Below are 14,700 nucleotides of genomic sequence, written 5' to 3' on the forward strand. Positions count from 1 at the left end.
TCATGAACTCGCCTTGGAGTTGCAGGTGTGAACCACAGTAATGCCTGCCGTTTTCCGCGTTAAGGATGAATGAAGAGAGCGGCAATGCCGCTAATGTGGGTGGTACCGCGGGAGAATACATATCCTCTCGTCCCTGTTTTTGGGATGAGGGGTTTTTTTATGGTCTTTTTCGCTGTAAAGCAGAAAAAGCAGACCGGCAAAAACCTTTCCCCAAAAGAAAATTCATATATTGCAGGAGGAAAGCGCGATGAGCTTCAATCACAGGGAGATTGAAAAGAAATGGCAAAAGTCTTGGGAAGCCAATAAAACATTTAAAATGGGCGAGGAAAAGGGAAAAAGCAATTTTTATGCGCTTGATATGTTCCCATATCCTTCAGGCGCCGGACTTCATGTCGGGCATCCGGAAGGATATACAGCGACAGATATTCTGTCACGTGTAAAAAGGATGCAGGGCTATAATGTACTCCATCCAATGGGCTGGGATGCTTACGGGCTTCCGGCAGAACAATATGCCCTGGATACAGGCAATGATCCGGCAGAATTCACGAAGAAAAATATCGATACATTCCGCCGCCAGATCAAATCGCTCGGTTTTTCATATGATTGGGACCGGGAAATCAGCACGACGGATCCGGAATATTATAAGTGGACACAATGGATTTTCACTAAGCTTTATGAAAAAGGGCTGGCTTATATTGACGAGGTGGCTGTCAACTGGTGCCCGGCACTTGGAACAGTCCTGGCCAATGAGGAAGTAATCGACGGCAAGAGCGAGCGCGGCGGGCACCCGGTGGAGCGCCGCCCGATGAAGCAATGGATGCTGAAAATCACGGCTTACGGCGACAGGCTGCTTGAGGATCTGGAAGAGCTTGACTGGCCGGAAAGCCTGAAGGACATGCAAAGGAACTGGATCGGCCGTTCTGAAGGAGCAGAGGTGACCTTCAGCATTGAGAACCATGAAGGGACATTCACAGTCTTTACAACCCGTCCTGATACGCTCTTTGGGGCGACCTATGCGGTACTTGCGCCAGAGCATTCTCTTGTTGAAAGCATTACGGCTGAAGACCGGGTTGAGGCGGTCGAAGCTTATCTTGAAAAAGTGAAGAGCAAAAGCGACCTTGAGCGTACAGATCTGGCGAAAGAAAAAACAGGCGTATTTACCGGCGCCTATGCCATCAACCCTGTTAACGGCGATAAAATGCCGATCTGGATTGCCGACTATGTGCTTGCAAGCTATGGAACCGGGGCTATCATGGCCGTTCCTGCGCATGATGAGCGCGACTATGAATTTGCGAAGGAATTCAGCCTGCCGATCAAGGAAGTTGTAGCAGGCGGAGATATTGAAAAAGAAGCATATACAGGCGATGGGGAGCATGTAAATTCCGGATTCCTTGATGGCCTTCAGAAAGAAGAAGCCATTTCCAAAGCAATCGAGTGGCTTGAAGAAAAGGGCATCGGGACGAAGAAGGTAACTTACCGCCTCCGCGACTGGCTGTTCAGCCGCCAGCGCTATTGGGGAGAGCCGATTCCAATCATCCATTGGGAAGACGGCACGATGACTGCCGTACCGGAGTCAGAGCTGCCGCTGATGCTTCCGAAAACAACTGAAATCAGGCCATCCGGAACAGGAGAATCACCGCTCGCCAATATTGATGAGTGGGTCAATGTAACAGATCCTGAAACCGGCAAAAAAGGGCGCCGAGAGACGAATACAATGCCGCAATGGGCGGGAAGCTGCTGGTATTATCTGCGCTATATCGACCCTAAAAACGAAAATGCGATCGCTGATGCCGATCTGCTGAAAGAATGGCTTCCGGTTGATATTTATATCGGCGGTGCCGAGCACGCGGTGCTTCACTTGCTGTATGCACGATTCTGGCATAAGTTCCTGTACGATATCGGTGTCGTTTCTACCAAGGAGCCGTTCCAGAAACTGTTCAACCAGGGGATGATTCTTGGTGAAAATAATGAAAAAATGAGCAAATCAAAAGGCAATGTAGTGAATCCGGATGAAATCGTCGAGTCACATGGGGCCGACACACTGCGCCTGTATGAAATGTTCATGGGGCCGCTCGAAGCCTCTGTTGCCTGGTCAACGAACGGTTTGGACGGAGCCCGCCGCTTCCTTGACCGTGTGTGGAGGCTGCTGATCGACACTGATGGAAACCTGCACAGCAGAATAAAGGATGCAGAGCCGGAATCAGGCCTGGAAAAAGCCTACCATCAAACAGTTAAAAAGGTAACAGAAGATTATGAAGGGCTGAGGTTCAATACAGCCATTTCCCAGCTGATGGTATTCATCAATGAAGCTTATAAAGCAGAGACACTGCCGGTAAGCTATATTGAAGGATTTGTCAAAATGCTGTCGCCGATTGCTCCGCATATTGCGGAAGAGCTTTGGGAAAAGCTTGGGCACAGCGGCACAATTTCTTATGAAGCATGGCCTGCTTATGATGAAGCCAAATTGGTCGATGATGAAGTTGAAATCGTGATCCAGGTCAACGGCAAGGTCAAAGCGAAGCTTATGGTGCCTGCCGATGCGGGACGTGAAGCCTTGGAGAAGATTGCAATGGGTGATGATAAAATCCAGGAGCAGATTGATGGCAAAACAATCCGCAAGGTCATTGCCGTCCCAGGAAAGCTTGTCAATATAGTAGCCAACTAAAGCCAATGATCCCCTGTTTCAGTGAGAGACAGGGGATTTTTTTAAGGCAAGGAAGATGATTGCGATAGAAACTGTCATCAATGGAACCAGTTTTTTGCCTTATTTTACTTCCTTTGTTTATACTAATCATATTGGGTAGACGAATTCATGAGAGGGTGTCATAGATGGAGAATATTGAAATCATCACTACAGAAGAGCTTGAGCAATTGCTGAAGGAAGGCAAAAAGCTGGAGCTTGTAGACGTAAGGGAAGATGAAGAAGTGGAGCAGGGCATGATTCCCGGCGCCAAGCATATCAGGATGGGAGATATTCCTGCCAATATGGATTACTTTGATGATGAGAAAGAATATATTTTCATCTGCCGCTCCGGCCGCCGCAGTGAGAACGTCTGCTATTACATGCAGGACCAGGGCTTCAAGGTCCGCAATATGGCTGGCGGAATGCTCGAATGGAAAGGCGAAACAAAGTAAAGAAAAAAGCTGCCTGTCGCAGGCAGCTTTTTATCATGGTTATAATTTCTGAATATTTCGTCCATACTTTTAAAAAAAGCAATTGAGGAGGGGCGAAATTGATTAAAGTGAAGCTCTTTGACCATGAGCATGAAAAAGATCTTGAAAAGGATATGAACCATTTCCTGGAACGGATTGATGAAAACAGGCTGATTGATATTAAATATAATGTTGCAGCCATCCAGGAAGAGGAAGAAGATCAGATCTACTGCTTTTCCGCTATGGTTGTTTACCGGTCCTGAACAGAAGGGCCGGTTTTGCTATTTAAGAGCAATTTTTCCCCCGCCTAGCCATAAAAGAGCGGACCTGACTGAGGGAATCAGTGACAGGCTGAAAAATAAGCGGAGAAATTCCCCCTACTTTCGAAGAAGCTCTAAAAATAGCTCAAATAGACGGAGAAATTCCGATTATCGACTCAAAAAATAGGAAAATGGGCAACTTCACTCCGCTTAACCGGAAAATCTCCTTTTATTTTAAGGCTTGCTGGTCACTCAAATAAGGTTAAGACTTCCTGTTTTTAAAACATTCCTTCACTATCTTTCTTGTTAGCTGTAAGCCTCTCTTTATCAATTAACATAAAATGTAAAATTTCCCTTGTTATAATTAAAGGAAACATTCTTTACCAAAAGAGCCTTTCATTAATACGCTGCAGCCTCTGCCGCATTGGTTCCGGCAAGCCTCCCTGTCACCAGTGCAGAGGTTATGTTGTAGCCGCCGGTATAGCCGTGAATATCCAGGATCTCACCGCAAAAGTAAAGGCCGGGCATCAGCCTGGAAGCCATTGTCTGCGGTTCGATTTCCTTTGTGGATACACCGCCGCCTGTGACAAATGCTTTTTCGATCGGAAGGGTGCCATCGGCTTTAAACTGAAATGCTTTGCAGCTTTTTACAAACAAGCGGATCTTTTCATTAGAAATGGTGCCGCCCTGTGCAGATGGATCGATTTCATTCCAATCGAGCAGGAACAGCAGGTAGCGTTCCGGCAAAAGCCCTTTCAGGATGTTTTTAATGCTCTTTTTCGGATCTGCCTTTATCATAGAGGACACTTCCTGGAATAACGGCTCTTCCTTCCGGTCCGGAACAGCATCCAGGCTTAATACGACTTCTTTCAGATCCCATTTCTTCATCGCTTTCACGACATACTGCGAACATCTCAGGACCGCAGGGCCGCTTACGCCGAAATGGGTGAAGAGCATGTCCATCTTATGGGTGATGAGGGGTTTGCCTTTAGGATTCAGGACACTTAGAGCTGCATCCCTGAGTGCGAGCCCCTGCAGAACTTTATTCTTTATAAATGGCTCAGAAGAAGTGACAGGCACCTCTGTCGGAAATAAATCAGTGATCGTGTGTCCGGCTTTTTCCGCCCATGCGTAGCCATCCCCTGTAGAACCGGTATGCGGGACTGATTTGCCTCCCACCGCAATAACCAGGGACCTCGCTTCATACTCTGCCCCATTTTTCAGGAACACTGTATGGCCATTCTCCCCATAGGAAATATCCTCCACCGGTGAATCGGTTTTCACCTCGACATGGAGCTCCTTCATTTTAGAAAGGAGCGCATCAACGACCGACTGGGCCTTGTCTGTGACAGGGAACATCCGGCCATGGTCTTCCTCTTTCAGCTGGATGCCCATATCCTCGAAAAAGCTTATGATATCTTCGTTGCTGAAAATTGAAAAAGCGCTGTATAAAAATCGCCCGTTGCCGGGAATATGTTTTATGATTTCATCTATTGGCAGGCGATTCGTGACATTGCACCGGCCGCCGCCTGAAATGGCAAGCTTTCTGCCAAGTTTATTTCCTTTGTCGATAAGAAGGACTTTCATCTTCTTTTCTGCCGCAGCAATCGAAGCCATCAGGCCGGAGGGGCCGCCTCCAATTACAATTACATCGTACATTTTTTCACCAACTTTATTTACTTTTTGCTTTTCTAACATTAGTACAAACAGATGGGAAAGGCAAATTTTTCAGGGGAAAACCCTCCAATCAGGCGGCAGCAAAGGAATCTGCTTTTTTTCTAACGGCAGGGCCCGCAATAAAGTAGCATTGAGGGCTAAAGAAAGGTAAACTACTAATAGTGTGTTTACATTTCGACAGAAACTGATAAGATCGGCGGTCTGCTGTTCATAGACTGGCTGCATTGATGCGTTAAGCAAGATTTTTCTTTTTAGGAAGGGATTATATGTCATCTAAGCTTTTAAGAGGTACCTTTATATTGACCCTCGGCACCATTATATCAAAGGTTTTGGGCCTGTTTTATGTGATACCATTCTACCGGATTGTTGGGGACCACGGAAATGCTCTTTACCAATACTCCTATGTGCCATATACGATCTTCATCAGCATTGCCACAGCGGGGATCCCTCTGGCAGTTTCCAAATTCATCTCTAAATATAATGCCCTAGAAGAGTATACAGTCGGCAGGAAGCTTTTTAAATCCGGGCTGATCGTGATGCTCTGCAGCGGGATTGTTTCTTTTCTTGTTCTTTATTTTGCGGCGCCTGTCCTTGCAGAAATCAGCATACCTGATAATGACCTGGATTCAAGCGTCAAGGATGTAACAACGGTCATTAGGGCTGTCAGCTTTGCACTGATAGTTGTCCCATTTATGAGTTTAATCAGAGGATTCTTTCAGGGACATCAATCAATGGGGCCATCAGCCGTCTCCCAGGTGATCGAGCAGATTGTCAGGATCGTGTTCCTCCTTGCTGGTGCTTATATTGTTCTTGAATGGATGGGCGGAAGTCTGGTTACAGCTGTCAGTGTAGCCACCTTTGCAGCTTTTGTGGGAGCGATTGGCAGCCTGGCCATTCTGATCTGGTACTGGTATAAACGAAAATCCCATCTGGATGAGCTCCTCCTCCAGGACAAAGGGACGATGGATATTTCCCTGAAGGAAATGTATAAGGAAATTATCATTTATGCGGCGCCTTTTGTGTTTGTCGGCCTGGCCAATCCGCTCTTCCAGTTCATAGACCAGCTGACATTTAATCGGGCGATGTCAGGCATCGGCCTTGCGGACCAGGCTGAGACAGCTTTTGCCGTGCTGAATTTCCAGACCCATAAGCTTGTGATCATCCCTGTATCTCTGGCGACAGCATTTTCGCTTACACTTGTGCCTGCCGTTACAAGGGCTTTTACCGATAATGACCGCACCAGCCTGAACAAGCAGCTGAACCAGACGTTCCAGGTGCTCCTTTTTCTTACACTGCCTGCTGCAGCCGGGCTTTCACTGCTGGCTGAGCCGGTTTTCACGGTCTTTTATGAACACAAGGAATTGGGTACAGAGGTTTTGAGAACATATGCGCCGGTGGCGATGCTGTTTTCCTTGTTCTCAGTTACAGCGGCGATCCTGCAGGGGATCAATGAGCAGAGATTCACGATTCTGAGCCTGCTGGTCGGCCTGCTCGTCAAGCTGAGCCTGAATATTCCGCTCATCAAGCTGATGGAAACACAGGGGGCAGTATTGGCTACGACCCTTGGATACACTGCAGCTATCCTGATCAACCTATATGTCATCAGGACCTATGCAGAATATCCATTCCGCCTTGTCGTCCGAAGAAGCCTGCTGATCATCCTGTTTACGGCATTCATGTTTGCAGGCACTGCACTATCCTATAAGCTGCTGACTTTATTCCTGTCTCCGGCTTCTACCATCCAGTCGCTGATCATCATTTTCATTTGCGCAGGGATTGGAGCGGCCATCTATTTTTATTTGGCCTTCAGGACGAGGCTTATCTATTTCCTATTTGGGCAGAGAGTGGAAAAAATCAAACAGATGCTCCGCCTCCGTTTTTAATAGAGCAAAACGAAAGGCCGCCGCAGCACAAAGCGGGGCCTTTCGTTTTTTCCGGACAGGCGCTAGAGCTCCGGATTATAATAGACTGGTGAGGATCCGCCGATCCCTAGCCTCCGCTCAATGCGGTTCATCCTCCTGTTAAACCGGCTGCATTGTTTGCTAAGCTGCCCGACAGTGCGTTCAAGCTCGATGATGCGCTGCAAAATCTGGCCATCCCCTGGTGGAAGCAGGGCAGGGGATGTGCGAAAAGCCGGGTGCAGTGAATATGGATAAACGGAAATATGGTGCATAAGCAGCGCTCCTTTCATTTTGTGAAAAGTTCTACTATACTCAGGAAAAAAACCAGATAGTGCAGTCTATGATAAAAGCAATGGTTCCGGGACTGAAATCTATAAGGAGGAAGAAGGATGAGAATTGATAAAGTGCTGGCCAATCTTGGATACGGGAGCAGGAAAGAGGTTAAAAAGCTGCTGAAGGACGGTTCGGTGACCGTCAATGAGGAGAAGATCAAGGATGCCAAGCAGCATGTCGATCCTGAAAAAGATCTGATCCGTATAAACGGTGAAATCGTCGAATACCGGGAATTTATTTATTTGATGATGAACAAGCCGCCTGGCGTCATTTCAGCAACAGAGGATAACAGAGATGAAACGGTCATCGATCTCCTTGAGGCAGAAGATCTCATTTTTGAGCCTTTTCCGGTCGGAAGGCTTGATAAGGATACTGAAGGTCTGCTCTTGATTACGAATGATGGCCAGCTGGCCCACCGCCTGCTCTCCCCAAAGAAGCATGTGCCGAAGACGTATTTTGCAGTCATAGACCAGGAAGTGACAGAAGAAGATATCATTGCCTTCCGCAAAGGAGTCATCCTTGATGACGGCTATGCGACAAAGCCGGGAGAGCTCAATATTCTGAAGTCCGGAGAGCGGTCTGATATCGAACTGACGATTACAGAAGGAAAGTTTCATCAAGTCAAAAGAATGTTTGAGGCTGTGGGGAAGAAAGTGGTATATCTGCAGAGGCTTTCGATGGGCCCGCTGCAGCTGGATGAGACGCTTGAGCTTGGTGAATACAGGGAGCTGACAGAGGAAGAGCTGCAATCTCTGATGGACTATGAAGTGAAGTAACAAAAAAATCGCCTTATAAGGCGATTTTTTTGTTTATGGATCCCCCGGACCCCGGGAGACTGTATTTACGATGATAACTTAACTTTTCTTTGCGTCGTCGTCCATTTTCCTCTGCTTGGACTGATGACTAAATCATTATAGGCCAGGACATTCAAATCTCGTTGTATGGTGCGAGGAGTAATACCAAATTCCTCTACAAGCTCCTGAGTTGTTACAGTTCCGCGCTTACAAATAAACATGTAGACGGCTTTAATGCGGTTTAACATCCGGTTAGTCGAAGGTTTCAAAGAACCACTCCCTATCCTTTTTTCAAACCTTTGGCAAATTCCTGCAACCGACAGCTTCGATGAAGAAACATGTCTTCAAGGTATGTAGTTTTCTTTTCCCCAGACAACTCCTTTTCTAATCATTAAAGAATGTTCTAGATGTCATACTTCTACAATAATTGTACTCTTTCTTGCTTGATAATGCTACTTTAATACTTGAATTTACAAAAGATTAATACAACTTGGGCGGAGCTGGCCGTATTTTCATCGGGGCATGGGTTCCATATAAGAGTCCGCAGGCTGCCTGGCTTCCTTATAACCTTATGCTTTATTGCAGTGGCATATGTATATATCGGTATTTTGCTGAATAGGTCTTATTGCCTGTATTACCAATGGGGAAATTTCATTATAATCAATGAGTACTTCATATAGATAACCGAAAGGATTGGAAAACTATTGGATCAGTCATTGCGTGAACAGCTCGTTCACAGAAAAGAAGGCCTGTATTTTGCTTTTGTTATTTTATTCGGCATTCTTACGTATTTGCTATTATCTATAACTATTATTGGCATTATCATGCTGGCCATTTTGCTGGCTGCCACAATCATTCTACATGGGCTGATGATGGGCGGGATCCGCAGGAACGGTGTAAAGCTCGGGGAAAAGCAATTCCCTGAGCTGTATGGAAAGGCGGTTTCAGTGGCGGGGAAGATGGGGCTGGCGAAAGTTCCTGATATTTATATTGTGGAATCCGAAGGGGTTTTAAATGCTTTTGCATCCAGGTTTTTCAGAAAAAATATGGTGGTGCTGTATTCGGGTATTTTTGAATTAATTGAGCAGAAAGCGGAGAAGGAGGTACTGTTTGTACTGGCCCATGAGTTTGCCCATCTGAAACGAAGGCATGTGACTGTAAGCTTCCTCCTATTGCCTGCCCTGTGGGTGCCCTTCTTGGGAAATGCGTATTTAAGAGCTTGCGAGTATACCTGTGACCGCTATGCTGCCTACTATACTGAGTCTTATGAAGCTTCCAGGAACGCGCTGACAATGCTTGCCATCGGGAAAGAATTATATAAGAAGGTCGACCAGGAAACTTATATGGAACAGATCGAGTCGGAGCAGGGCTTTTTCATCTGGCTGAATGAAAAGCTGTCCACCCATCCGCATCTTCCGAAAAGGCTGCATGCACTGGCACAGTTTTTTGACCCGGAAACTGCACTGGTGCTTAAAGAGAAGCGAAGTACCGTCTGGATTGGTTCTATCGCTGCTGCGCTCTTTCTGGTCCTTGCCGGAACCGGGCTCTGGTTCGGCTTTAAAGGAATCGAAAATCTTGCTTTACTCTCAGATGTTCCAATTGATGGACAAGCAGAAGACGTGGAAGGAATTACACCTCTAATGGAAGCTGCAGAGACAAATGACCTCGCCTCTATTGAAAGCCAGATTGGCGATGGGGCTGACATTAATGCTGCTGACAGTGAAGGCTCCACTGCCCTGCACTGGGCCGTGTACAGCGGACAGGCCGATGCCGCCCGGCTCCTGGCAGAACACGGAGCTGATACGAATACTGTGGATGCCTATGACACAACGCCTTTAATGAGCGCGGTTTTTGCAGATGATGCCAGTATGGCTGAATTGCTTCTGGAATATGGGGCAGACCCGTTATTTACAGATGCGGAGGGTCTGACAGCCTATGATTACGCTCTGGAATACCGAAATCCGGATATATTGGAAGTGCTTAAGCCATATTATGAATAAAAAATGCACGCTGCTGAAAATTCAGCAGCGTTTTTTTGTTGTTTAGAAATTATAAATTGTAAGCCTTGTGGATTATTATCAATTCTTGATCCACGTCCAGCAGCTGCGCCGAGGTCACAAGCCAAACCTCCGAAAAAGGCAAAGAACGCCTTTCCGGGAGGTTCGTCTTGAGGCCCCCAGGAAGCTGGTCATGCAGAAGTTGCCACAGGACGTGGCGTTCTTAGTCTGCGTTCCTTAAGGGTGATCAAGGCGCTTGTGCTTTTGTTCTGCTTATCCATGAATCTTTCAATTAAGCGCTCTCTGCTGTCTGAACAAACACCGTGCTATAATATGGAAAAAGCACGGGAAAGGGGAGAGATGCATGAAAGTGGGCACTATTAAAGAAATCATCAGGCACCCTGTCAAATCCTTTGGCGGTGAAAGCGTGGCAGAGACGCGGCTGATGTCTTACGGGTTATATGGAGACAGGAGCCATGCTTTCCTGGATAAAACGAGGCCTGGAAAATTCCTGACCATTACCCAGGCCCCCGAAATGGCAACATTTTCGGCGTGTTTTGCAGGAAAGGAACAGGATAACATGTTTCCGGCAGTCATCATCAGAATGCCTGATGGAAGCAGTGTCAAATGGGGCGATTCTCGCGTACGGGAATACTTAGAAAACCTTACAGGCAAAAAAACTGAGCAGATCCAATACTCGCCAAAGAGTGTACCTTTAGGTCCCATAGAAGAGGAGCATCTGCAGCTCGTTTCCGTTTCTTCATTGAAAAAGCTCGGTGAAATGCTGGGCAGGGAAGTGGACCACCGGCGCTTCCGGCCTAATATAATCGTTGATATTGAAGGATCTGTTCCCTTTGCAGAGGAAAGCTGGTTTGGGAAAAAGCTGATCATTGGGAGCGGAGGATCGGCTATCAGGATTAAGCGCCATTGTGAAAGATGCCAGATCATTACAGTGGATCCGGTGGATGCCGGTAAGGATGCCAGCCTTCTGAAAATGGTTGCCAAAGAAAGGAACAATCATTTCGGTGTCTATGCTTCAGTATTGCGTACAGGCTTGATCCGAACAGGTGATGCAATCTATCTTGCAGATTGATCAAGGAAACTTTTTCCTTCTTATCTCCGTATATATATCGGGAGGGAAAACAATGAAACTATTATCAGCGCAAATAAAACAGGCTGGATACAGCAAAGAGGCGCCATATCTGCAGGATATTCAATTTGAAGTCCATTCAGGAGAGCTGATCGGCCTTATCGGGGCAAATGGTGCGGGAAAGAGCACAACCATCAAAACAATCCTTGGCCTGATGGAATATACAGAAGGAGAATCCGTTTTTAAAGAAGGGATCAAGTACTCTTATGTTCCCGAGCGGCCCATCTTTTATGATGAACTTACATTATGGGAACATCTCGACTTTATCGCTGCAGTAGAAGGGCTCAGCGATCAGGAATACAGGAAGCAGGCAGAGGGGCTGCTGGAGATTTATAAGCTGGCAGACTATGCACATGATTATCCCCATACATATTCAAAAGGGATGCAGCAGAAGGCCATGCTGGTCCTCTCCATGATCATTAATCCTTCTGTATATATCATTGATGAGCCTTTCATCGGCCTGGATCCTAATGCAACCAGGCTTTTTCTGGAATCAGTCGAAAAGGAGCGTCAAAAGGGTGCAGGCATTTTGATGTCGACCCATGTTCTGGACACTGCCGAAAAGGTTTGCGACAGATTTGTGATCATTAATAAAGGCAGGCTCGCGGCATCAGGGACCATAGATGAAATCAGGCAGAAATGCGGTTTGCCGGGCGGGTCGCTGTTTGACTGCTTCCACAAGTATTCAGAGGAGCATGAAAATGAATAGCAGCAAGCTCCTTTTTAAAAGGCTTTCGGCAGAATGGAAATACCAGTACAGCGTCTTTAAATCAATTGCGGACTGGACCATCATTCTTTATGTGGCGGTTCCTGCAGCATTCATCTCCTTTTTCATATACAGGTCCTGGTGGACAGAAATGCCCGAGTGGATCTCAATGGTGCCGGCAGTTTTCCTGTTCCTTCCGGGATATATAGCCTCATGGGGCGGCCATTACCGAACCTTTATCCAAGAGGCGGATAAGGTATTTCTTATTAAAAACAGGAAGCTTTATTTTGGACTTAAAAAAGGAGCTTTCTTCTATTCTCTTCTGGCCGGAGCGAGTCAGGCAGCCTTGATAGCCATTCTGCTGCTTCCCTTTTTAATGGGGCATTACGGCTTTACAATGGCATATGCCGCTTCCTATTTCCTGTTTTTCTTTTCCTGCAGAGTGTTTATTATGTGGCTGAAGCAAAAACTGAGAAAGATAGAAGGGAAGTTTTTAAGGATATTATCCAATCTTGGAAGCTTTGTACTGCTAAGCTGGGTGGTCCAGCTGATTTTTGCCTTGTGGATCGGGGGAAATCTGCTGCTCTTTAATATGTCTGCGATCCTGCTGCTTGCCCTGGGAATATTCCTGTATAGCAGGATTCTGCCAAAAACGTCTACGTTTGATAGTGAAGCTGCATTTGAGAGGGAAGAAAGAGTCAAATATACAGGTCTGATTTTCCAGCTTTCCTATGAGGTAGAGATGCCTTCGACTTCCACAGTAAGAAAAAAGCCTTTTTTGTTCCGGCATTCAAAAAGGATATTCAAGAATAGGACAGTCTCCGCCGGATTTCTGGAAGTGTTCATTAAAGTATTCCTGCGCAGCCCGTCTTATTGGTCAAACTATCTGAAAATCATATCACCTGCAGTGGCAGCGATCATCATCATTCCGCCTATCTGGTTAAAAACGCTCATAGCCATCTGCTTCCTCATCATGATGTTTTCATGGCTGCAGATGATCTGGGGGAAAATCACTATCTCCCATCCTCTCACAAAGAAATATGGTGAAAGGGATGCTTATTTTTCGGCACGGTCCAAAGCGGTATGGGTTCTCTTTCTTCTGTCCATCATTCTTGTTATACTGGCGGCAGCGGGAGGACTTTGGCTGACAGGCCAGATGCCTGCTGGCAGCCCTTCTCTTTGATTTAAGGTTTTTCTTTGAGATGATTTATAATAGAAGAGCGAAAGTGGTTTTATTATTCCGGCAGCAGCCGGGCTGTTTCCGGAATATACATAAGGAGGATTACGATGAAAAACATTGATTGGCAGAAAGAAATAGAAGAACGGGAGCCGGCTTTCCTGGCTGACACCCAGAAGCTTCTGCAAATCAGGAGCGTCCTTGATGAGGAAAATGCGACTGAAGAAGCCCCTCTGGGAAAAGAAGTCAAAGAAGCACTGGATTTTATGCTGGAGCTGGGCAGCAAGGACGGATTCTCTGTGAAAAACACCGGCAATGTTGCAGGACATATTGAATTTGGAAATGGAGAAGAAATCGTCGGGATCCTTTGCCATGTCGATGTTGTCCCTGAAGGTGACGGATGGACAAGCGATCCTTTTGCTGCAGAAATAAGGGATGGAAAGGTATTTGCACGCGGGGCGCTTGATGATAAAGGGCCTACGATGGCCGCTTATTATGCTATGAAAATAGTCAAGGAGCTGGGACTGCCGCTAAGAAAAAAAGTGCGGATGATTGTCGGCACGGACGAAGAAAGCGACTGGCGCTGTGTGGACCATTATTTTAAGCACGAGCAGATGCCCGATATCGGCTTTGCCCCTGATGCTGATTTTCCGATCATCTATGCAGAAAAAGGGATTTCCGACTTTGACCTTGTTCAGGAAAGCACGGCAGAGAACCAGGATGGCGATGTCAAAGCAGAAGTTGCCTCTTTCCAGTCTGGCCGAAGATACAACATGGTCCCTGACTATGCTAAAGTATCCCTGCTTGTCCATCATGAACAGACAGAGGTGCTGCAGCGGTTTGTCGATTTCCAGAAGCAGCATGACCTGAAGGGCAGCTATCATGTAGATAATGGTGAGTTGATTCTTGAGGTTGAAGGAATTTCTGCACATGGAATGGAGCCGGATAATGGGAAGAATGCGGGCTTATACTTAGCGAAATTCCTTTCAGAGCTTTCGATTGATTCAAAGGCAGCCCAATTTTTCAGCTTTGCTGACCGCTATTTCTTTAAGGATTCACGCGGCAGGCAGCTGGGAGCGGCCTACTCTGACGATATCACAGGCGATCTGACCATTAATCTTGGGAAGATGAGCTATACACAGGCAGAAGGCGGACGGCTTGGATTGAATCTCCGCTACCCTGTCACCAATGATATGGCCTTAACCAAGGAAACCGTCATGGCTGCCGCTGGAAAAGAAGGTTTCCGCCTCGAAAACTTTACAGATTCCAAGCCGCATCATGTGGATGAAGATACTTTCCTTATCCAGACGCTGAAAAAAGTGTATGAGGAGCAGACTGGAGATGAGGCCAAGCTCATTTCGATCGGCGGAGGAACGTATGCCCGTTCACTAAAGGCCGGTGTCGCTTTTGGCCCATTATTCCCTGACAGGGAGGACATTGCCCACCAAAAGGATGAATATATGTTTATTGAGGACCTGGTGAAAGCTGCAGCCATCTATGCCCAGGCTATTTACGAGCTGGCGAAGTAAAAAGAAAAAGCATAGGCTTAATA

The 14,700-nt window shown here is 46.6% G+C and carries 13 protein-coding genes and 1 other annotated feature (1 of these 14 cut by a window edge); of the genes, 10 read left to right on the forward strand and 3 right to left on the reverse strand.

The features are described from left to right. Positions 1-138 (forward strand) — a binding site (T-box leader) (it extends 81 nt beyond the left edge of the window). A 109-nt stretch (positions 139-247) separates the two neighbouring features. The 3 genes from leuS (at position 248) to ACQCVH_RS00435 (ending at position 3,416) form a co-directional block, all read left to right on the forward strand. Continuing rightward, positions 248-2,665, forward strand: a complete 2,418-nt coding sequence (gene leuS, locus ACQCVH_RS00425) for a leucine--tRNA ligase (protein ID WP_426833980.1) — start codon at positions 248-250, stop codon at positions 2,663-2,665. A 164-nt stretch (positions 2,666-2,829) separates the two neighbouring features. Further along, complete coding sequence (locus ACQCVH_RS00430; RefSeq protein ID WP_224898283.1) at positions 2,830-3,135, forward strand: rhodanese-like domain-containing protein; 306 nt, start codon at positions 2,830-2,832, stop codon at positions 3,133-3,135. Between the two features lie 98 nt (positions 3,136-3,233). Continuing rightward, positions 3,234-3,416 carry a sporulation protein Cse60 gene (locus tag ACQCVH_RS00435; protein ID WP_224898285.1) on the forward strand — a complete coding sequence of 61 codons (183 nt, stop codon included), beginning with the start codon at positions 3,234-3,236 and terminating at the stop codon, positions 3,414-3,416. A gap of 396 nt (positions 3,417-3,812) precedes the next feature. On the opposite strand, the gene ACQCVH_RS00440 is transcribed toward ACQCVH_RS00435, so the two are convergent. Beyond that, positions 3,813-5,072, reverse strand: a complete 1,260-nt coding sequence (locus ACQCVH_RS00440) for a BaiN/RdsA family NAD(P)/FAD-dependent oxidoreductase (protein ID WP_426833981.1) — start codon at positions 5,070-5,072, stop codon at positions 3,813-3,815. Between the two features lie 284 nt (positions 5,073-5,356). Here ACQCVH_RS00440 and ACQCVH_RS00445 point away from each other — a divergent pair, with 284 nt between their 5' ends. Continuing rightward, complete coding sequence (locus ACQCVH_RS00445; protein ID WP_426833982.1) at positions 5,357-6,973, forward strand: putative polysaccharide biosynthesis protein; 1,617 nt, start codon at positions 5,357-5,359, stop codon at positions 6,971-6,973. Between the two features lie 62 nt (positions 6,974-7,035). Here the strand turns inward: ACQCVH_RS00445 and ACQCVH_RS00450 are convergent, their stop codons facing one another. After that, complete coding sequence (locus tag ACQCVH_RS00450; protein WP_426833983.1) at positions 7,036-7,263, reverse strand: hypothetical protein; 228 nt, start codon at positions 7,261-7,263, stop codon at positions 7,036-7,038. 117 nt (positions 7,264-7,380) lie between these two features. On the opposite strand from ACQCVH_RS00450, the gene ACQCVH_RS00455 reads away from it, so the two are divergent. Beyond that, entirely contained in the window at positions 7,381-8,100 is a 720-nt protein-coding gene (locus ACQCVH_RS00455) for a pseudouridine synthase (protein WP_426833984.1), read from the forward strand. 65 nt (positions 8,101-8,165) lie between these two features. Here the strand turns inward: ACQCVH_RS00455 and ACQCVH_RS00460 are convergent, their stop codons facing one another. Next, positions 8,166-8,387: a DeoR family transcriptional regulator gene (locus ACQCVH_RS00460; protein WP_009795247.1), complete on the reverse strand. Its 222-nt coding sequence runs from the start codon at positions 8,385-8,387 to the stop codon at positions 8,166-8,168. Between the two features lie 435 nt (positions 8,388-8,822). On the opposite strand from ACQCVH_RS00460, the gene ACQCVH_RS00465 reads away from it, so the two are divergent. From ACQCVH_RS00465 to pepV, 5 genes are all read left to right on the forward strand, one after another. Further along, positions 8,823-10,118: a M48 family metallopeptidase gene (locus tag ACQCVH_RS00465; protein ID WP_426833985.1), complete on the forward strand. Its 1,296-nt coding sequence runs from the start codon at positions 8,823-8,825 to the stop codon at positions 10,116-10,118. Between the two features lie 361 nt (positions 10,119-10,479). Then, positions 10,480-11,208 carry an MOSC domain-containing protein gene (locus ACQCVH_RS00470; protein WP_426833986.1) on the forward strand — a complete coding sequence of 243 codons (729 nt, stop codon included), beginning with the start codon at positions 10,480-10,482 and terminating at the stop codon, positions 11,206-11,208. A gap of 52 nt (positions 11,209-11,260) precedes the next feature. Then, entirely contained in the window at positions 11,261-11,974 is a 714-nt protein-coding gene (locus tag ACQCVH_RS00475; RefSeq protein ID WP_426833987.1) for an ABC transporter ATP-binding protein, read from the forward strand. After that, positions 11,967-13,154, forward strand: coding sequence for an ABC transporter permease (locus ACQCVH_RS00480; RefSeq protein ID WP_426833988.1), 1,188 nt, complete (start codon positions 11,967-11,969; stop codon positions 13,152-13,154). The genes ACQCVH_RS00475 and ACQCVH_RS00480 overlap by 8 nt, the downstream gene beginning before the upstream one ends. 104 nt (positions 13,155-13,258) lie before the next feature. Then, the gene (gene pepV, locus ACQCVH_RS00485; RefSeq protein ID WP_426833989.1) at positions 13,259-14,677 is read left to right on the forward strand and encodes a dipeptidase PepV; all 1,419 of its coding nucleotides are present in this window, start codon (positions 13,259-13,261) and stop codon (positions 14,675-14,677) included. The last annotated feature ends 23 nt before the right edge of the window (positions 14,678-14,700 follow it).

It is taken from the genome of Bacillus infantis (assembly GCF_050107595.1).
Taxonomy (GTDB): domain Bacteria; phylum Bacillota; class Bacilli; order Bacillales; family Cytobacillaceae; genus Bacillus_AB; species Bacillus_AB infantis_C.

Coding starts and splice junctions, on each gene's coding strand:
- leuS (WP_426833980.1), top strand. CDS start 248: ATGAGCTTCAATCACAGGGAGATTGAAAAGAAATGGCAAAAGTCTTGG.
- ACQCVH_RS00430 (WP_224898283.1), top strand. CDS start 2,830: ATGGAGAATATTGAAATCATCACTACAGAAGAGCTTGAGCAATTGCTG.
- ACQCVH_RS00440 (WP_426833981.1), bottom strand. CDS start 5,072: ATGTACGATGTAATTGTAATTGGAGGCGGCCCCTCCGGCCTGATGGCT.
- ACQCVH_RS00445 (WP_426833982.1), top strand. CDS start 5,357: ATGTCATCTAAGCTTTTAAGAGGTACCTTTATATTGACCCTCGGCACC.
- ACQCVH_RS00450 (WP_426833983.1), bottom strand. CDS start 7,263: ATGCACCATATTTCCGTTTATCCATATTCACTGCACCCGGCTTTTCGC.
- ACQCVH_RS00455 (WP_426833984.1), top strand. CDS start 7,381: ATGAGAATTGATAAAGTGCTGGCCAATCTTGGATACGGGAGCAGGAAA.
- ACQCVH_RS00470 (WP_426833986.1), top strand. CDS start 10,480: ATGAAAGTGGGCACTATTAAAGAAATCATCAGGCACCCTGTCAAATCC.
- ACQCVH_RS00475 (WP_426833987.1), top strand. CDS start 11,261: ATGAAACTATTATCAGCGCAAATAAAACAGGCTGGATACAGCAAAGAG.
- ACQCVH_RS00480 (WP_426833988.1), top strand. CDS start 11,967: ATGAATAGCAGCAAGCTCCTTTTTAAAAGGCTTTCGGCAGAATGGAAA.
- pepV (WP_426833989.1), top strand. CDS start 13,259: ATGAAAAACATTGATTGGCAGAAAGAAATAGAAGAACGGGAGCCGGCT.